Origin of the sequence: Labrenzia sp. OB1 (assembly GCF_001624695.1) — a bacterium.
Taxonomy (GTDB): Bacteria; Pseudomonadota; Alphaproteobacteria; order Rhizobiales; family Stappiaceae; genus Roseibium.
In genome coordinates, this window is sequence record NZ_JSEP01000003.1 from 169,517 (window position 1) to 187,624 (window position 18,108).

The 18,108-nt window shown below is 60.8% G+C and carries 19 protein-coding genes; 9 read left to right on the forward strand and 10 right to left on the reverse strand.

All coding sequences use genetic code 11. From position 1 onward, the window contains the following. Window positions 1–133 precede the first annotated feature (133 nt). Window positions 134–469, forward strand: a complete 336-nt coding sequence (locus OA90_RS05260) for a hypothetical protein (protein ID WP_208985976.1) — start codon at window positions 134–136, stop codon at window positions 467–469. A gap of 207 nt (window positions 470–676) precedes the next feature. Continuing rightward, window positions 677–988, forward strand: coding sequence for a hypothetical protein (locus tag OA90_RS05265; protein WP_068408243.1), 312 nt, complete (start codon window positions 677–679; stop codon window positions 986–988). A 37-nt stretch (window positions 989–1,025) separates the two neighbouring features. Here OA90_RS05265 and OA90_RS05270 read toward each other — a convergent pair whose 3' ends face one another. Further along, window positions 1,026–2,411, reverse strand: coding sequence for a multicopper oxidase family protein (locus OA90_RS05270; RefSeq protein WP_068408245.1), 1,386 nt, complete (start codon window positions 2,409–2,411; stop codon window positions 1,026–1,028). A gap of 106 nt (window positions 2,412–2,517) precedes the next feature. Then, on the reverse strand, window positions 2,518–4,122 hold the full coding sequence (ggt, locus tag OA90_RS05275) for a gamma-glutamyltransferase (protein WP_244274546.1): 1,605 nt from the start codon (window positions 4,120–4,122) through the stop codon (window positions 2,518–2,520). A gap of 116 nt (window positions 4,123–4,238) precedes the next feature. On the opposite strand from ggt, the gene OA90_RS05280 reads away from it, so the two are divergent. Further along, the gene (locus OA90_RS05280; protein WP_068408247.1) at window positions 4,239–4,670 is read left to right on the forward strand and encodes a heme-binding protein; all 432 of its coding nucleotides are present in this window, start codon (window positions 4,239–4,241) and stop codon (window positions 4,668–4,670) included. Between the two features lie 104 nt (window positions 4,671–4,774). Here OA90_RS05280 and phaR read toward each other — a convergent pair whose 3' ends face one another. Then, on the reverse strand, window positions 4,775–5,362 hold the full coding sequence (gene phaR, locus OA90_RS05285) for a polyhydroxyalkanoate synthesis repressor PhaR (RefSeq protein ID WP_068408249.1): 588 nt from the start codon (window positions 5,360–5,362) through the stop codon (window positions 4,775–4,777). Window positions 5,363–5,659: 297 nt separating this feature from the next. On the opposite strand from phaR, the gene OA90_RS05290 reads away from it, so the two are divergent. The 3 genes from OA90_RS05290 to OA90_RS05300 all read left to right on the forward strand — a co-directional run bounded on the left by OA90_RS05290 (window position 5,660) and on the right by OA90_RS05300 (window position 8,651). Next, on the forward strand, window positions 5,660–6,841 hold the full coding sequence (locus tag OA90_RS05290; RefSeq protein ID WP_068408250.1) for an acetyl-CoA C-acetyltransferase: 1,182 nt from the start codon (window positions 5,660–5,662) through the stop codon (window positions 6,839–6,841). A 257-nt stretch (window positions 6,842–7,098) separates the two neighbouring features. Next, window positions 7,099–7,827 (forward strand): acetoacetyl-CoA reductase, encoded by a 729-nt coding sequence (phbB, locus tag OA90_RS05295; RefSeq protein WP_068408252.1) that lies wholly within the window; start codon window positions 7,099–7,101, stop codon window positions 7,825–7,827. A gap of 182 nt (window positions 7,828–8,009) precedes the next feature. After that, window positions 8,010–8,651 carry a septation protein A gene (locus OA90_RS05300; protein WP_068408254.1) on the forward strand — a complete coding sequence of 214 codons (642 nt, stop codon included), beginning with the start codon at window positions 8,010–8,012 and terminating at the stop codon, window positions 8,649–8,651. Window positions 8,652–8,820: 169 nt separating this feature from the next. Here OA90_RS05300 and OA90_RS05305 read toward each other — a convergent pair whose 3' ends face one another. The 4 genes from OA90_RS05305 to OA90_RS05320 all read right to left on the reverse strand — a co-directional run bounded on the left by OA90_RS05305 (window position 8,821) and on the right by OA90_RS05320 (window position 11,770). Beyond that, window positions 8,821–9,243 carry a hypothetical protein gene (locus tag OA90_RS05305; protein WP_068408256.1) on the reverse strand — a complete coding sequence of 141 codons (423 nt, stop codon included), beginning with the start codon at window positions 9,241–9,243 and terminating at the stop codon, window positions 8,821–8,823. Window positions 9,244–9,454: 211 nt separating this feature from the next. Beyond that, a complete protein-coding gene (gene rpmF / locus OA90_RS05310) occupies window positions 9,455–9,640 on the reverse strand; it encodes a 50S ribosomal protein L32 (protein ID WP_068408258.1) in 186 nt (61 codons plus the stop codon). Between the two features lie 185 nt (window positions 9,641–9,825). Further along, entirely contained in the window at window positions 9,826–10,563 is a 738-nt protein-coding gene (gene mtgA, locus OA90_RS05315; RefSeq protein WP_082836858.1) for a monofunctional biosynthetic peptidoglycan transglycosylase, read from the reverse strand. Continuing rightward, window positions 10,550–11,770 (reverse strand): cyclopropane-fatty-acyl-phospholipid synthase family protein, encoded by a 1,221-nt coding sequence (locus OA90_RS05320; RefSeq protein WP_068408743.1) that lies wholly within the window; start codon window positions 11,768–11,770, stop codon window positions 10,550–10,552. The genes mtgA and OA90_RS05320 overlap by 14 nt, the downstream gene beginning before the upstream one ends. A 149-nt stretch (window positions 11,771–11,919) precedes the next feature. On the opposite strand from OA90_RS05320, the gene OA90_RS05325 reads away from it, so the two are divergent. Then, on the forward strand, window positions 11,920–12,825 hold the full coding sequence (locus OA90_RS05325) for a polyprenyl synthetase family protein (protein ID WP_068408747.1): 906 nt from the start codon (window positions 11,920–11,922) through the stop codon (window positions 12,823–12,825). Between the two features lie 264 nt (window positions 12,826–13,089). Here the strand turns inward: OA90_RS05325 and OA90_RS05330 are convergent, their stop codons facing one another. From OA90_RS05330 to OA90_RS05340, 3 genes are read right to left on the reverse strand one after another with little or no spacing between them, the layout of a single operon-like run. Continuing rightward, a complete protein-coding gene (locus OA90_RS05330; protein WP_068408259.1) occupies window positions 13,090–14,013 on the reverse strand; it encodes a prephenate/arogenate dehydrogenase family protein in 924 nt (307 codons plus the stop codon). 17 nt (window positions 14,014–14,030) lie between these two features. Continuing rightward, window positions 14,031–15,167, reverse strand: coding sequence for a histidinol-phosphate transaminase (locus OA90_RS05335; RefSeq protein WP_068408261.1), 1,137 nt, complete (start codon window positions 15,165–15,167; stop codon window positions 14,031–14,033). Next, window positions 15,164–16,054, reverse strand: coding sequence for a chorismate mutase (locus OA90_RS05340; protein WP_068408263.1), 891 nt, complete (start codon window positions 16,052–16,054; stop codon window positions 15,164–15,166). Before OA90_RS05340 ends, OA90_RS05335 begins: the two co-directional genes overlap by 4 nt. A gap of 197 nt (window positions 16,055–16,251) precedes the next feature. Here OA90_RS05340 and OA90_RS05345 point away from each other — a divergent pair, with 197 nt between their 5' ends. Then, complete coding sequence (locus OA90_RS05345; RefSeq protein ID WP_068408265.1) at window positions 16,252–17,466, forward strand: homoserine O-acetyltransferase; 1,215 nt, start codon at window positions 16,252–16,254, stop codon at window positions 17,464–17,466. Beyond that, window positions 17,463–18,095 (forward strand): methionine biosynthesis protein MetW, encoded by a 633-nt coding sequence (metW, locus tag OA90_RS05350; protein WP_068408267.1) that lies wholly within the window; start codon window positions 17,463–17,465, stop codon window positions 18,093–18,095. The genes OA90_RS05345 and metW overlap by 4 nt, the downstream gene beginning before the upstream one ends. The last annotated feature ends 13 nt before the right edge of the window (window positions 18,096–18,108 follow it).

The window sequence follows — 18,108 nt, forward strand, 5'->3', positions numbered from 1 at the left end:
TTAACTTTCTGGAAAAAGATCGGCAGATTTCCGGGACAAAAGGTTAACGCTTCCCTATATTGGCATGGTGATTGCGACGTTTCAGGCGAGGTCGCGGAATGCGTCCCATTCTGAAACAACGAGGCGTTTAAACGTGCGAGTGAACCCGGTAACTGCGGCAGATCGTGCCAATGTGAGGCGCAAGCGTCCCCCAACGGGAGAGGCCGGCGGCGACGAACAGCATCCGGATTTTGCCTCCAATCTTCCGGTCCCCGTGCAGCCGGTTCTGGAGCAGGAACAAGCGGCTTTCGCAACCAGCTACTACCCGAACTCGGTTTTTCTCGCGCATCTGATCGCCGCAAGGGACAACGACCCGCAGACACGTACCTTCAGACGGACAGAACCCCTGCGCGGCGTCGACAGCTACCGCGCCACCGCTGCCCTGCCGCGCCAGCGCGCCGCCGGTCATCTTCTCAAGACCGAACGGTGACCCGGCAGCAGAGCCGGCAGATTTCCGCCTGATCCGCATATCCGGACAGGTCACTTCACGGGATGCTCCGAGATCCTCGTGAAATCTGCCGATTTGTGACAGGCAGCACAGTTTTCCCTCGCCGCCACACCTAAGCTCCTCCTCAGATCCGGGATACTTCCGGACTCCGAAAGATTGGCCACGGACTGGCCCGCAACGGAGCTTTGAATGCAAGTGAACCCTGTTTCCGCGATCCGTCCCCTGCGCATCCGGCAAAAGCCGGTCGCCACCTCAAGCCAGGACAGTACATCTGCCGCGAGCATCTGGCCCGGTGAGATCGCAACACTCCCCGCCCACATCGCCTCAGCCGCCCTGAACCGCACCGCCCATCACGACGCCCACTCGCAATACGCCACGCAGCTTCTGGCAAGCCGCTCTGCCGCCGATGAAACCCGTCTGGAACGGCAGCAACATCTGGCGCAATATGAATCGGTGGCAGACAACGAGCGGAATTTCCATTCCTGGTCCGTATCGGTGTGACGTCCCTGCCGTTACGATACGGGCAGCACTCGAAGCCCTAATCCTCGATCCTCAGGAAACCGGCCAGCCCGGTTTTCTGGTGTTCGATCACATGACAATGGAACGCCCAGTCACCGGGATTGTCCGCGACAAGCGCGACTTCCATCGTTTCCTGCGAGCGGAGCAACGCCGTGTCCGTCACAAGCGGTGGCAGCTTTCGCTTGTTGGACCGCAGCAGTTTGAACGAAACCCCGTGCAGATGGATCGGATGATCGTTCGGCGTCTCGTTGCGCAGCCGGAGAATATAGGATTTGCCCAGTTTCAGCCGCGCCAGTGGATCGAAGGGACCGGGAAGATCGCCGGGCCAGGCAACCCGGTTGATCGACCAGAACGTATAGCCGAGCGACCCGCACAGGCTCGATTGCGGCGCATCGCCTTCCGGCGACCATCCGAAGACAAAATCCAGGACATCCGCATTTTCCAGGTCTGGTTCGGCGACAGGATTGAGCGGCAAGGCCCTCAGCTCTCGCAAATCCCGATGAAGGCTTGATCCCCCGGGTCGAAACCGAGCCAGGACCTTCGCGCCGTTCGGCCGGTTCAAGACCAGACGCACCTCCTCGCTCTCATCGTCCGGCACGCGCAAGGCGATGTCGGCGCGCTGTCCAGGCGCCAGAAGCAGGTCCGACGCAGGCAGCGGCATGGGCAGAGGATTGGAATCGAGCGCGATCACCTGCGCTTCCGCTCCATCAATTTCAAAGCTGCCCACCCGGGTAACGTCGGTTACCGCCAGCCTCAGCCGCACAAGACTGCCGGCCTCCAGGTCGTAGACCGGGTCAACCTGCCAGTTGACCGTCGACACCGTGCCGTAGGACCCGCCGCGGGCGGCGTTGCGAGGTTTGAAGAGATCGATGAACTGGCCGTCCCCACCCAATCGGAAGTCGCGGATGTTCAGGGGCAGATCGCGGTCGAACCCCGGATCCTGCTCCTCTTCCACGACAAGAACGCCCGTCAACCCGCGCGCCATCTGCTCCAGCGTGTTGCAATGGGGGTGATACCAGTACGTTCCGGCATCCGGCGGGGTGAACGCATAGCGGAACGTCTGCCCGGCCTCAATTGGGTGCTGCGTCAGATAAGGCACGCCATCCATCCGGTTGGCGATCCTCAAACCGTGCCAGTGAACAACCGAAGCTTCCTGAAGCGCGTTCGTGACGTCGATTGTCGTTTTCACGCCCTGTTTGAACCGCAAGACGGGCGGCGGTCCATCCGGGGAGAAACTCATCATTCCCCGGGTAAGCATCTCCGGCAGAATGCGATAATCGAGCCCGGCAAGGGTAAGAGCATGGTCGGCGGCCTGCGCCTGACGAGCACCGAAGCTTCCGGCGGCAAAAGCCGCAAGGCTTGCGGCGCCGCCAAGCAGAAATTCTCGCCTCGAAGGACCGAGCATCTGAAGACCTCATCTCACGCGGGCGCGTCCAGCTGCACTCAACACCCGGCAACCGGATTTCTCAAGGTTCAAATTGACGCGGCGGATGAGGACAGGGGGGGGCCGGTCAATACCCGGCCGCGTGGCCGTCCTTGCGTGGATCGGAACCGGCCGTGAGCAGGCGGCGGGGTTTGTCGATCATGATTGCCTGGCTGCCGCCGATCGCCTCAGGGGCCGAAACGACGGAATGCCCCAGCGCCTTCAAACCGTCGAGCGTCAAGGATGGTATCCGGTGTTCCGCCTCCAGCTCATGGCTGTCCATGTTGAAGAACATGCGCGGGAAATCGATTGCCGCCTGCACATCCATTCCGTAGTCGATGATGTTGGTCAGCACATGGGCGTGGCCGCAGGCCTGATACTGACCACCCATCACTCCGAAGGACAGCCAGGGAGCGCCGTCTTTCAGAGCCATGGCCGGAATGATCGTGTGCATTGGCCGTTTGCCGCCGTCTATCGAATTCGCGTGGCCGGGTTCCGCCTTGAAGGACTTCCCTCGGCAATGCAGCAGGACGCCGCTCTCCGGAGCGACAATGCCGCTGCCGAAGCTGCTGAACAGCGAATTGATGAGAGAGACCGCGAGGCCGTCCTTGTCCACCACCGTGAGATAGACGGTGTCGGTCTGCGGCGCCAGCTGCGCATGCGGCACGGAGGCCATGCGCCCGCCGGCCGAAATCTGCTTTGCGAGCCGATCGAGATAGTCTTCGCCGATCAGGTGGGAATGGCAGACATCCATGTAACCCGGGTCGGTGACGAACCTGTCGCGCACGCCATAGGCAAGTCGGGCCGCTTCCATCTCCAGGTGGAAACGTTCCGCACCGAGGGGATCCATCTTCTCCAGATCGAACCGCTCCAGAAGACCGAGCATGACCAGCGCGATGATGCCCTGCCCATTGGGCGGCAATTCGGCGATCGTGTGCCCCTTGTAGTCGCGCAGCACTGGTGAAACCGCCGTGGTGTGACAGGCTGCCAGATCGTCCCGGGTCATCAGTCCGCCCCGGGAACGAAGCGCGGTGACGATGTCGTCGGCGATGTCCCCGCCATAGAATGCGTCGGCACCGCCTTCGGCGACTTTCTCCAGCGTATCGGCCAGGCGCGGGTATTTCAGGATCGTTCCGACCTTCGGCGCTTTACCGTCAACCAGGTAGCTGGCGGCCGACAGCGGATCACCGGCGAGTTTACCGACTTCCCCCATCCAGTCGTGGGCGACACGCGGGGCGACCGGAAAACCGTCGCGGGCATAGCGAATGGCGCGGCTGAACAGGGGTTTGAAATCCCGCGTGCCATGGGCCTTAAGCAAGGTCTCCCAGGCCCGGATCGCACCGGGCACAGTAACTGCGTGCGGCGAGGTATCAGTGATTTGCGTAACGCCGAGTTCGGCCAGCTTTTGAGGCGTCGCTGCACGCGGCGCAGCCCCTGAACCGTTGAAGCCGGTCAGGCGGCCATCGGGCTCCATGACGATTGCGAAACAATCGCCACCGATACCGGTCATATGTGGTTCGACGACACACTGCACTGCAACGGCGGCTATGGCCGCATCGACGGCGTTGCCGCCACCCTGGAGAACTTCAAGCGCCGCGCTTGTCGCCAGCGGGTGCGATGTGGAGGCCATCGCTTCGCGCGCATGGACCGGAGACCGGCCCGGCATCTGGAAATCCCGATTCACTGAATGCATTCCGCCGATCTTTTCCGTTTTGCGCTAATTGCTTGTCGGCGAATACGCCTAGCCTGCAATGCGCGGTTCTGGTAGCAAACCTTCTTTGCGACAGCACCTTAAGGAGAAGCGGCGAAATGCGCAAACTCACACTTTCAATAGCAGAGACAATCACTTCCGCCGCGTTTGAAAAAGCCGCCGAGTTGAATTTGAAGCCGCTGACGGTCGCGGTTCTGGATGCCGGTGGCCACGCGATCATCGTCAAACGTCAGGACGGGTCCTCGATCATGCGCCCGCAGATCGCCACCGGCAAGGCGATCGGCGCGCTGGCGGTCGGAACCGGAACGCGATGGCTGAATGCCAATGCGGAGTCCCGGCCGCATTTCGTCAACGCCCTGAACGGCGTATCCGGCGGCGCAATCGTTCCGGTGCCCGGTGGAGTGCTGATCAGGAATGCGGATGGCGAAACGCTCGGCGCAATCGGCATCACAGGCGACACCTCGGACAATGACGAAGCCTGCGCGGTTGCCGGTGTCGAAGCGGTGAAGCTCGTTGCGGACTGCGGTTAAGGCATCTCCGGTTGAGCGCACCCGACAGGGGCGTTCAACCGGGATTCGATCAAGGCCGGAGGTATGTTCGCGTTAACGTCGGAACCCGCCGATCGCTGCACACGTCAGGGTTTGTCGGAAAGCTTGCTGATTTTCTTCTGCATTTCCTCAAGCTGACGCTTCATGTCGTCCAGGTCAGACGCCTCCGTCTTGCCGGGTTTTGCCTCGTCGGAGGAAGTTTCCGGAGACGCACCGGCTTCGCCGGTAGGAAACGGCATGAACATCTTCATTGCCCGTTCGAACATCTCGGTGTTGCGCTTGACCTGATCCTCGATGGCATCGAAGGCAGTTGCGCCGAACGCACCACTCATCTTCGCGCGCAGCTTTTCCTGTTCCTGCGTCAGTGACGTCATCGAATATTCCAGGAAACTCGGCACGATCCCCTGCATGCTGTCTCCGTAAAAACGGATCAACTGGCGCAGGAACGTCACCGGAAGCAGGTTCTGCCCCTTGCCTTCCTGCTCGAAAATGATCTGAGTCAGCACGGACCGTGTAATGTCGTCGCCGCTTTTCGCGTCGAAGACCACAAAGTCCTCTTCCCCCTTCACCATCACCGCCAGATCCTCGAGGGTCACATAGGTGCTGGTGCCCGTATTGTAGAGCCGCCGGTTGGCGTATTTCTTGATGATTGTCGGCTCGTTGGTCTTGGCCATTCGTCACTTCCGCCTGTCAGCCTTACGGCTCGTTTCCCATTTGACGACAAGGCCTTCGCCGTTCTGCCGTCACCTCCATACCTGAGACTAAGCCAATCATATCGGATCGTGCCACTCTTTTTATGGACGCCACCGAAAGGATGAGGCCGCAAATGCGAAAACAGCCTGTCGATAAGGAGTGTTACGGTTGACACGAATGCTGGTGCGGTTTCTAGTCCATGCATCGTCAAGGGTCACAAGTTTCCGCAGAGCAACCAGTCTGCTGCGGCCAATAGACCTCAAGTTCTGGAGAGTATGATGAGCGCTTCCACCGATATTGTCATTGTCAGCGCGACCCGCACGCCTGTCGGGTCCTTCAATGGAGCTTATGCAAACACACCGGCGCATGATCTGGGTGCCGCCGTCATGAAAGCCGCCCTGGAAAAGGCTGGCATTGAAGCAGGCGACATCGACGAAGTCGTCTTCGGTCAGGTGCTGACGGCAGGGCAGGGACAGAACCCGGCACGCCAGGCGGCCATCCATGCCGGCATCCCCGACAGCGCCTCGGCATGGACGCTCAACCAGGTGTGCGGCTCCGGCCTGCGCACCGTCGCAATCGCCGCGCAGCAGATCATGGCCGGCGACGCCACGATCATGATGGCCGGTGGTCAGGAAAACATGTCGATGTCCCCGCACTGCGCCCATATGCGCGCCGGTCACAAAATGGGCGACTACAAGATGATCGACACCATGATCAAGGACGGCCTCTGGGATGCCTTCAATGGCTACCACATGGGCCAGACCGCCGAGAATGTCGCCCAGAAGTGGCAGATCAACCGCGAGCAGCAGGACGAATTCGCCGTCGCATCCCAGAACAAGGCCGAAGCCGCCCAGAAGGCCGGCAAGTTCAAGGACGAGATCACGCCGGTCACCGTCACCGAACGCCGGGCCGAGCGTGTGGTCGAGGACGATGAGTACATCCGTCATGGCGTCACGCTCGAGAGTGTTGCCAAGCTCCGCCCGGCCTTCAGCAAGGAAGGATCGGTCACCGCGGGGAACGCTTCCGGCCTTAACGACGGCGCCGCTGCGCTGGTGGTCATGAGCGCGGCAGAAGCGGAAAAGCGCGGCCTTACCCCGCTCGCCCGCATCGCCTCCTGGGCAACCGCCGGCGTCGACCCTGCAATCATGGGCTCCGGCCCGATCCCGTCTTCCCGCAAAGCACTGGAAAAGGCCGGCTGGTCGGCCGCCGATCTTGATCTTGTCGAAGCCAACGAAGCCTTCGCCGCGCAGGCATGCGCCGTCAACAAGGACATGGGCTGGAACCCGGACATCGTCAACGTCAATGGCGGCGCGATCGCCATCGGCCATCCGATCGGCGCGTCCGGAGCCCGCATCCTCACAACTCTGACACACGAGATGGGCCGGCGCGACGCCAAGAAAGGTCTCGCGACCCTGTGCATCGGCGGCGGCATGGGTGTCGCCATGTGTCTGGAAAGATGATCGGCTGAAACACCGGAGGTTCAATCGGAATCGAATGAACTTTCGCTGATCGAATTGACGTGGGTCATGGCCGGGTTCCCCCGGCCATGTCTCAAGAACAGAAGTCAGGCACAACCTGGCAGTCAAGCTCTGGCAGCTATCCAGCAACGCGGACAGGTGGCTCAAGAAGGGTGAAATCGATCAATGCCACTTTCATGTGGCTTTACATGAAGGCAAGTTGGTCAGAGGGTCCGAACCGGAAGTTGAGGAGGAAGGGAATGAGCAAGGTCGCATTGGTCACTGGTGGGACACGGGGCATCGGCGAAGCTATTTCGCGTGGCCTGAAGGACGCAGGCTACACTGTGGCGGCCACCTATGCCGGCAACACCGAAAAAGCGGAGGCCTTCAAGGCCGAAACCGGCATTCACGTATACAAATGGGATGTTGGCGATCCTGAGGCCTGCGCGGCAGGCGTGGCCAAGGTGGAAGCGGATCTGGGTCCCGTCGAAGTTCTCGTCAACAATGCCGGCATCACTCGCGACGGCATGTTCCACAAGATGGATTTCGAACAGTGGCGCGCGGTTCTGTCGACCAACCTCGACAGCATGTTCACCATGACGCATCCGGTGATCAACGGCATGCGCGGCCGCAGCGCCGGACGCATCATCAACATTTCGTCCATCAACGGCCAGAAAGGCCAGATGGGCCAGACCAATTATTCCGCCGCCAAGGCGGGCGTGATAGGTTTCACCAAGGCGCTGGCACAGGAAAATGCCTTCAAGGGCATTACCGTCAACTGCATCTGCCCGGGCTACATCAACACCGACATGGTCGCGGCCATGCCGGAAAAGGTGCTTGAATCGATCGTCGCCAACATCCCGGTAGGCCGTCTTGGCCATCCGGAGGAAATCGCCCAGACGGTGGTTTACCTCGCGTCCGACGCGGCCGCCTTCATGACCGGCGCCGTCATGACCATCAACGGTGGCCAGTACATCGCCAACGGCTGAACGGTTGCGAAGACAGCTCGAAAAGGCGCCCCGTCCGGGCGCCTTTTTTATGGGCGGCAGAACCGGCGGGGCCCGTGAATAGACAGGCACCAGTCCGGATCCGGACCACAAAGCTTGACCCCGGCACATGGCATCACCTATGTCCGGTGCAGTGAAATCCAGCAACCGGATGAGACACCAAGATGGAATTTGAACACGGCCCGAACGATCCGACCCGCAAGGAAATGGCTCCGCTTCTGAAGCTGGCGCTGGAACTCGGTCCGCTCGGGGTATTCTTCCTGTTCAATGCCAGGGGCGAGCAGATCGCGGCCGCGTTTCCTGCGCTGCAAGCCATCGGCAAGCCGATTTTCCTGGCAACCGCCGCCTTCATGGTGGCGATCACAATCTCTCTCGTCGTGTCGTTGTTGTTGACCAGGCGCCTGCCGATCATGCCGCTGGTGTCCGGCGTCGTCGTGCTGGTGTTCGGAGCCCTGACGCTCTGGCTCCACGATGACCTGTTCATCAAGCTGAAGCCGACCATCGTCAATTGCCTGTTCGGCTCCATCCTCCTGGGCGGCCTGCTGTTTGGCAAAGCCCTTCTCGGTTATGTGTTCGACAGCGCCTTCCAGCTGACCGACGAGGGCTGGCGCAAGCTGACATTCCGCTGGGGCATATTCTTTTTCGTGCTGGCCGCAATCAATGAGATTGTCTGGCGCAGCTTCTCGACCGACTTCTGGGTCAGCTTCAAGGTTTTTGGCATCCTGCCGATCACCCTTCTCTTCACCCTGACCCAACTTCCGCTGATTCAGAAATACGCGCTTCCGGAGAAATCCGGCGACGCTTGAAGCGGCCGCCTTCCATACTTTTTCAATTGGGAACCCTTGACTACAACGTTCGGGTTTTAAAGCGTGTCGCGTTTAGACGGGTTCACCTATTCTGGAAAACGCCCAAGGCAGCATTTGCATTGCAAATGCGTTCGGGTGGGTTCCTGAATTCAATTTAACGCGACAGGCACTAATGCATGTCCCCATGCCCGAAGGACACGTCCCGCCGGGCACCGGTGATGGAGATGGAAAAGCCGGCGATCACGTCAATCAGGGCAATCGCCATCAGGATGAAGAACACGGATGTCGCGGCCTCCTGCACCACCAGGAACTCCACCAGATAGGCAACAAAAACCAGAACCGAGAACATGTGGTCGAGCAGAGCCGTCGTACCGATGCGCGTGGCTTTCAGAATTTCTATGAACAGAAAGAACAGGCCGGCGGTAATAAGCAGGTCGCTGGCCAGTAGCTCGAAAGTCGCGCCGGAGACCATCCCGATATTGATCACGGGCCGGGTCCAGAAGGCAGGATCGGCCGCACCCGCCGTGAAGGCGAACCCGTTGTAGATCAGAAGCGCGAACAGCGTGAAAGGAATGGCGGAGAAAAGACGCATGCGGCGGCTCCCGGAATGAATGGACCCCGATTGGGCGGAATGGCGGGAGCTGACACGATCTTGAGGGCCAATTCAAGACGTTCTGTCATTCATGGATCGGAGGGAACGCTCATCCTGAAGCGCCCCGCGCAAGAAAAAGGCCGGCCTGTCGTGCAAGCCAGCCTCAATCCTGTTGTGCCATGCGGCGATCCGGAACGAAAAAGTCGGGGCTTTACGCCTCTTCTTTCGCAGTCAGGATCTGACGGCCCCGGTACATGCCGGTCTTCAGGTCAACGTGATGCGGACGGCGAAGTTCGCCCGAATCCTTGTCCTCGACGTAAGTCGGCTGCTTCAGGGCGTCCGTGGAACGACGAAAACCGCGCTTGGAACGCGACGTTTTTCTCTTTGGAACGGCCATTTTGTTTTTCTCCGTGGTCCATAACCGCGCGGCCCGGACCGGGTTGCCCGGGGCGTGGTAGCACGCAACGTGTTGGAATGGGCGGCGTTATACAGGCAACGCCGGTGTTTTGCCACCCCAAAGACAAAAAATTCTTTTTCCCAAGCAAACAAGCCGTTTTGATGGTCGAAACCATCGCTCTATTTCTACAGGACGCACCCGAAAATCGGCCCTGCCGCGGTGACCCTGGCAAGATTGGTCGCGGCCAGCCGCCGGTGCCCGGGCGCCGGCTTAGCAGAATTCCGGGCGAGCGGATTGGGAAGCGCCGTCGCAAGCCGGGCCGCCTCCACCCGCGTGAGATCCTTTGCCGGTTTACCGAACCAGGCCTGGGCAGCCGCCTCCGCACCGAAAATACCCTCGCCCCATTCGGCAATGTTCAGATAGATTTCCAGGACACGCTTCTTGGAAAGAATGGCATTGAGCGTCAGCGCCAGCGGCAGTTCCAGAGCCTTGCGGAAATAGGAGCGGTCGCCCCAGAGAAACAGGTTTTTCGCCGTCTGCATGGTCAAAGTGCTGGCCCCGCGCGGCTTTTCTCCCTCGCTCAAGGCCTCGACCTGATCCTGCAAGGCATCCCATTCCACCCCGTGATTTTCACAAAACCCGCTGTCCTCGGAGGTAATCACGGACTTTATCAGGTTGGGTGAAATCTGGTCGAGGGGCACCCATTGCCGGTCGACCCAGAGAAACTGAATGTAGCGGCCGAGCATCAGCGTGCTCACCGGCGGCACCACCGAATAGATCACCGTCAGGACCGGCGGCAGCAGGACCAGGACGAGGAATATCTGGAGGATCCGGATGCGGAGGGATTTCCACAGACCGCGATTGCGGCCGGATCTCCGGCCAGCCCCCGATGCTCCACCTTTCGCCGGCTTAACCTTCGCCATTCAAGTCCCGTTCGTTGTCGACGATGAAATCCCGGACAACCGGCACGGCATCGCGTTCTTTTGACAGCAGAAGCTGGAAGACCATATTGGATCCGTGCAGGAAACCCAATTCGACCGCACAGAGGTAAAATTCCCACATCCGGCAGAAGGTTTCATCGTAGAGATCCGCGGCCGCCGCGCGGTTGTCCTCGAAACGCCGGCGCCAGTCACGAATGGTGTAATAGTAGTGCAGCCGCAGGATTTCCGCATCGCAGACCCATAGTCCAAGCCGCTCGGTCGATGCAAAGACTTCCGACAGGGCCGGCACGTAGCCCCCGGGAAAAATATGTTTGCGGATAAAAGGACCTGTGGTCCCCGGCGGCGTCATGCGTCCGATGGAATGCACGACCGCATAGCCGTTTTGCGTCAGACAGCCACGGATCTGGCCGAAGTAGGCGTCCAGATGACCGATGCCGACATGTTCCATCATACCGACCGAAACAATCCGGTCGAACTGGCCCTCGAATTCCCTGTAGTCCTTCAGCACGAAAGTGACACGATCCTCAAGGCCGGCCGCCCGGACGCGCTCCTCGGCGATTTTCACCTGCTCGGGAGACACGTTCAACGAAGTGACCCGCGCCCCGGCCTCGGCCATACGGATTGCCAGGGATCCCCAGCCACCACCGATCTCGAGCACCTCCATGTCAGGCTTGAGGTCGAGCTTGGCCACAAGATGGGTCAGCTTCGCCGCCTGGGCCGTCTCCAGTGAGTCATCCGGATTCGAATAATAGGCGCAGCTGTAGTTGAGCCCTTCGTCCAGGAACAGTCTGTAGAGATCGGTCGAAAGGTCATAGTGGTGCCGGGCCTGGGACTTCGCCCGCTCCACATTGTTCTTCTGCTGATGCCGTCTGAAGAGCTTCCAGCCCTTGCGCAGCATCCCCTGAACCGGATTGGCTCCGAGCGGCGCCCTGTTGATGGAGAACAGGAACATGAAGTCGTAGCAGGTGGACCCCTCCTCCATGGTAAGCGTGCCGTCCATATAGGCTTCACCGGCCGCCAGCTCCGGGTTCAGGAACAGCGATCTGTAGAGCGCCTTGTCATGCAGGCGGATCGTGACCGTCGGCCCGTCTTCCCCGGACCCGAATTCATGCACCGCACCGGCGACGTCAATCACGCGCATTTGCCCACGCTTGATGAAGGATCGCAGCAGGCTAGACAGCAATTTCATGAGAAAAATCTCCAAATAGAGTGGTTTCCAGGTGCCAAACGGACAATCAAACGGTCTTTTTCAAATTCGAGTCTTGACGATACAGGCAATTGGTCTCAGGGAAACCCGGTCCTTGCAATAGTTATCGATCGACGTTCTGGAGCACATTGGTGACATTTGACCTGAAACGGCATCTTGCAACGCGGGCCGAACGTATCGAAGCGGTTCTGGATTGCGTATTGAGCGATGCCGCCTCCGACGGGGAAACCGCCCGCCCGCCGCGGCTGGTGGCAGCGATGCGACACGGCGCTCTCAACGGCGGCAAACGCCTGCGTCCGATCCTCGTATGGGAAACAGCAGGACTGTTCGGCCGCGAAGATGACGGCGTGCTCAAGGCCGCCTGCGCCCTGGAACTCATCCATTGTTATTCGCTCGTGCATGACGATCTGCCCGCGATGGACGACGACGACCTGCGCCGCGGCCAGCCGACGGTACACAGGGCCTATGACGAGGCGACCGCCATCCTTGCCGGGGACGCACTGCTGACGCTCGCCTTCGACGTGATCGCCGAAGAGGCCGTGCATTCCGATGCCGCGATTCGCCTGCGCCTCTCCCGGGACCTGGCGCGCGCCGCCGGCATCGGCGGCATGGCCGGCGGACAGATGCTCGACCTTGAATCGGAGCACAGACAGCGGACCGACGCTGAGATCCGCCAGTTGCAATCGATGAAAACCGGTGCCCTGTTGCGCTATGCCTGCCGTGCCGGTGGACTGCTGGCGGGCGCACCGCCCGAGGATCTCGATCGCCTGACCCGCTTTGGCGAAGTCATCGGGCTGGCTTTTCAATTGGCCGACGATCTGCTCGATGTCGAGGCAAGCCCGGAGGCAACCGGCAAGGCAACCGGCAAGGACGCCGAAGCGGGCAAGGCGACGCTGGTCGGGCTGTGGGGAGCGGAACAAACACGGCAGGAACTCGGCCGTCTGCTGCAGGAAGCCGAAACCCTGCTGAAGCCCTATGGCGCAAAGGCGCAGACCCTGACGGCCATCGCCGAATTCATCGTCAACCGCACGAATTGACCAAAGGCCAACCAGGCTGCTGACCCCCCTTCAGGTCGTCATCAACTCAGTTGAATGAAGAAGAGGCTGAGCACCACTCTCGGCTGTCACCCCGGCCTAGCGCAGCGCTGAGCCGGGGCCGGCTCGTTCGCAGAGCCTCTGTTGTGTGTCTCCAAGGCCGCTTCACACACAGTCCCCGGGACAAACAATACGGCGCGCAGGCCCGAAGCAGGTAGCGGCCGCCGATGAACAATCAACTCTGTCAACATCTCGACCGACCGTCGGTCAGTCCTTAGCGTGCCGCCCGAAGTCCGGCGCGTCGGTTTCCTGACCGGCCTCGATGATCGACCGGCGGATGCCCCGGGTGCGGGTGAAGAGATCGAACAGCATTTCTCCGTCACCCCAGCGGATGGCCCTCTGCATGGCGGACAGGTCCTCGGAAAACCGCGACAGCATCTCCAGGATCGCGTCCCTGTTGTTCAGGCAGACATCCCGCCACATGGTCGGGTCGGAGGCCGCAAGACGGGTAAAGTCACGAAAGCCCGATGCGGAATATTTGATCACTTCCGATTTGGTGACGGTTTCCAGATCGTCCGCCGTGCCGACGATGTTGTAGGCGATCAGATGCGGAAGATGCGAGACGATGGCCAGCACCAGATCGTGATGCTTGGCGTCCATCTGATCGACGTCGGAGCCACATCCGCGCCAGAAGGCGGCCAGCTTCTCCAGCGCCTGCTCATTGACGCCGGCCGGCGGTGTCAGGATGCACCAGCGTTGATCGAACAGCGAGGCGAATCCGGCGTCCGGACCGGATTGTTCCGTCCCGGCGATCGGGTGCCCTGGGATGAAATGCACGCCATCGGGCACATGTGGGTTGACCTGCTCCATCACCGAACCCTTGGTCGAGCCGACATCCGTAAGGATGGCGCCCTTCTTGAGGGCCGGCGCGATCCATTTCGCTACGGCTTCATTCGCCCCCACCGGCACGCATAGAATAACCAGGTCGGCATCTTCCACCGCAACGGCGGCGTCCAGGCAGTAGATGTCCCCGAGGTTCAGTTCCTCGGCTCTCCGCAGGGTTTCAGGTGACCGTGTGGAAATCGCGATTTCCCCGACCAGGCCACGCTCGCGGGCGGCCTGCGCAAGGGAAGAACCGATCAGTCCGATCCCGATCAGGGCCATACGTTCAAAGAGGGGGGTACCGGTCATTGTGTCTCGTATTGCTTTCAGGCTGATCCCAGGAAGTCTTTCAGATGCGCGACAACGGTCCGGTTGGCGTCTTCCGATCCGACGGACATGCGCAGGGCATTCGGCAGGCCGTAGTTTCCGACAAGACGCAACACGCAGCCGCGCTCCAGGAGATAGCCATCCGCGTCCACCGCCCGCTTGCCGTCTTCGTCCGGGAAGTGGATCAGCACGAAATTGCCGACGCTCGGAGTAACCGTCAGGCCGAGCGCCTCCAGCTCCGATGTCAGCCAGGGAAGCCATTTTTCGTTATGATCCACGGCGAGTTCCACAAACTCACGATCACTGACGGCTTCAATGCCGGCAGCAATAGCCACGCCGGAGACGTTGAACGGCCCCCGGATGCGATTGAGAGCATCGATGACGTGCGCCGGGCCGAACCCCCAGCCGAGGCGCAGATTGGCAAGCCCGTAGATCTTCGAAAAGGTTCGGGTCATGAAGACGTTGTCGTCGGTCGCGGCAAGTTCGATGCCGCTTTCATAGTCGTTGCGGCGAACATACTCTCCATAGGCTGCATCCAGCACCAGCAGCACGTCGGCAGGCAGGCCTTCATGCAGGCGTCTGACTTCCGCGAAAGGCAGATAGGTGCCTGTGGGATTGTTCGGGTTGGCGATGAACACCATTCGTGTCTTTTCCGTCACCCGGGCAAGGATCGCGTCGACATCCGTCGTCAGGTTGCTTTCCGGGGCAACCACAGGGGTCGCTCCCGCGGCCCGGATGGCTATATCGTAAACCAGAAAGCCGTGTTCGCAATAAATCGCCTCATCCCCCGGCCCGAGATAACCGTAGGCGAGCATGCTAAGCACCTCATCCGATCCGGCGCCGCAGATGATCCGATCCGGATTAAGCCCGTAGACGTCGCCAATGGCCGCCCGCAGTTCGGACGCGGCTCCATCCGGGTAGAGTTCCAGATGCCGCGCAACATCCTCGATGGCCGCCCTGGCCGCTGCACTGGATCCAAGGGGTGTCTCGTTGGACGAAAGCTTGTGCACGGTTTTGCCGTGCGAACCTTTGGACTTTCCGGGCACATAGGCCGCGATATCCAGAACCCCCGCTCTCGGCCGGGGACGCCGCGTCGCCGTTTCTTCGGCTTGTGTCACTGTTGCCATGTCGTTCATTTCAGAACGCCCTCTTTCACTAATCCTGCGTCACCTTCCGGCTCGAATGTCTCGTCCGGATCGCCGTTTCCGTCGATCGGCGCAGCGTATCCGCCCACACGTCTCAAGACGTTGGGTTCAGCCCCCGCCGCGGCGCAGGCCTTGTAAACATCTTCTTCCGTCACATCCGCCGAGATCGCGATCAACGCGTCGACGCCACTGGCGGAGCGGAAGAAACTCAACACCTCGATACCCTGGTCCATCAGCTTGCCGGGCAGTAGATCCGTCCAGCGTGCGTCGTAAACGGCGATATCCGCCGTCTCGACCAGACCGTCCGCCTGAGCGAGGACCAGCGCCGGAAGATCCGCAGGTCTTTCGTCCAGAACCAGGAAAGGAAGCCGCGCCCGCACCAGGGCCCCGGCCTCGCCCAGTTCCCGCCACCAGGGTATCTCCGCGCGGTCGGTCAGCGCGACAAGGCCCAGATCGCCCTTTGAGGCGGCGACGGCACCGACAACATCGACCGCATCGCTGCCGGGAACCAGTTCAACCGAAAACCCGAAGTAGAATCGGGCCAGATCCAGCATGTCGATCAGTTCGGCGCTGCCATCCAGATGCACGGCCGCCTGCGACTGAAGATTGGTGCATGCGCAGATAATGTCACGCCACAGATGCTCCACGGTCACCAGCGGCAGATCACCCTCGTGCCGCTCCACCATCTGGCGCATCATGTCCGCTTCACGTTCGGGATGAAACAGGGCAGCGGTTCCACCTGCGGAAACAGAAGCGGCAGCGATCCCGGCTTCGGCTTGCGCGCGCTCCATCAAAGAAGCATGAATGCGCGCGTCGATAGCATCGATGCGGTTCCGCAGATCGTCCAGCGCCCGTCCGCTGTCCGGCATTTGAGACATGTGAGGCTCCGGCCTTCTTTTTCAGTTCAGCGGCGGATAGTCATAGGCATGTGATCGTTCGAACGCAAAAGAAAACATTGACTCCGGCGACTTCGCGCGGCTAGGTCGCCAGTCTGGCTGGCGCAGCCGTCAGGCCCGGATCTTTGCAATCGGTCAGGAAACCCGCCCGGAACGATAAAGAGCAAATTCAAAAAAACATGTCCGCCGACAAAGCCAATTCCGCTGCCACCGAAGATCTCAAGGCGAGCGAAGTCGAAACACCTTCCAGCAAGCTTGTGCGCTTTTCGGCGGACGAGGCGCTGGAGCTGGATTCAGGTGTCAGGCTCGGGCCCTGGCAGATCGCCTATGAGACCTATGGCGAGCTTAATGCCGACAAGACCAACGCCGTCATGGTCTGTCATGCACTGACCGGTGACCAGTATGCCGCGTCGACCAATCCGGTGACCGGCAAGCCCGGTTGGTGGAGCCTTATGGTCGGTCCCGGCCGATCGATTGACACAAACCACTATTTCGTCATCTGCGCCAACGTGCTGGGCGGCTGTCTTGGCACGACCGGCCCGGCGACCCAGAACCCGGAGACCGGCGCGCCTTACGGACTGGATCTTCCGGTGGTCACGATTCGTGACATGGTCCGTGCCCAGGCGCGGCTGCTGGATTATCTGGAAATAGACACACTGTTCGCGGCGATCGGCGGGTCCATGGGCGGCATGCAGGTGCTGCAATGGGCGGTGAGCTATCCGGAGCGGGTCTTTGCCGCCGTGCCGATTGCCGCGGCCGCCCGCCATACTTCACAGAACATCGCTTTTCACGAGGTCGGCCGTCAGGCGATCATGGCCGACCCGGACTGGCGCGCCGGCAGCTACATACGGGAAGGCGTCCGCCCGACCAAAGGCCTCGCCATCGCGCGCATGGCGGCCCACGTCACCTATATGTCCGACGAGTCCCTGCATCAGAAATTCGGCCGCAACCTGCAGGACCGGGACCACCTGACATTCGGGTTCGACGCCGATTTCCAGATCGAGAGCTACCTGCGCCATCAGGGCATGACGTTCGTCGACCGCTTTGACGCGAATTCCTATCTCTATGTGACACGCGCCATGGACTACTTCGACCTGGCCCAGGAATTCGGCGGATCGCTGGCGAATGCCTTCAAGGACACCAGGACCCGTTTCTGCGTCATGTCCTTCACGTCCGACTGGCTGTTTCCGACATCCGAAAGCCGTCAGGTCGTCAAAGCCCTGAACGCCGCCGCCGCGAACGTTTCCTTTGTCGAGATCGAAAGCGACCGCGGGCACGATTCCTTTCTTCTGGACGTGCCGGAAATGTTTCAGACCATCGGCGGCTTCATAACCGGTGCGGCCCGCGCCCGGGGCCTTCCGGCACCGGGTGAAGAGCTGGAGACACGGCCATGAACCTGTCCCCGATAAAGACCGGACCCGGCGAGATCCGCAGCGATCACAAGGTGGTGGCCTCCCTGGTGCCGCAAGGCGCCCGCGTGCTCGACATCGGGTCGGAAGACGGTGCGCTCCTCGATCTGCTTGCCCGGGAGCGGCAGGTGGACGGACGCGGCATCGAGCTTTCCCAGGAAGGCGTCAACCGCTGCGTCGCACGCGGTCTTTCTGTCATCCAGGGGGATGCGGACACGGATCTGGCCGACTATCCCGACCGGGCCTTCGATGTCGTCATTCTCAGCCAGACCCTGCAGGCGACCCGCGAACCGAAACGGGTGATGAGTGAACTTCTGCGCATCGGCAAGGAAGTGATCGTCTCGATTCCGAATTTCGCCCATTGGCGCAACCGGGCGCAGCTTCTGTTTCGCGGCAGCATGCCGGTGACCAAATATCTGCCCTACGAATGGTACGACACGCCAAACATTCATTTCTGTTCGCTCAGGGATTTCGTCGCGCTCTGCCACGAACTGGATGCCAAGGTCGACAAAGCGGTCGCCCTGAGCGGCAAGGGCAACAAGATTCCGGTCAACGCCCCCTGGTGGGTCTGGAACATCGTTGCCGAACAGGCCGTCTTTTTGCTGAAGCGCTAGGGTCTGTGGACAA